Genomic DNA, 362 nt, shown 5'->3' on the forward strand with positions numbered 1-362 from the left:
CGTTGTGGTCGAGGACCATCGCGTCGCCGCGGCGGCCGCCGAGCCGGGTGAAACGCTCCTCGGCGGCGTCGAGGAGCAGCCGCCCGATGCCCTGGCGGCGCCGGGCGGGGTCGACGGCGAGGCGGTAGAGGTGGCAGCGCCAGCCGTCGAAGCCGGCGATGACGGTGCCGGCGATCGCGTCGGCGTCCGGCCCCGACGCCGGGTGCGCGATCAGCACCGCCTCGGGGTCCCACGCGACGAGCCGTGCCACCCCGTCGCGGTCGTCGGTGATGCTCGTGCCCTCCGCCGCGTGCGCCCAGAAAGCGAGGAGCGCGTCGACGTCAAAAGGGGTGGCGGTGCGGACGACGTACGAGGTCATGGCC

The 362-nt window shown here is 75.4% G+C and carries 1 protein-coding gene; it reads right to left on the reverse strand.

The window, feature by feature from the left end:
- The coding region (locus tag AC1DSF_RS31450; protein ID WP_478184224.1) for a GNAT family N-acetyltransferase at window positions 1-362 on the reverse strand (362 nt) is incomplete at both ends.

This window comes from Variovorax sp. 01N429 (assembly GCF_056399425.1).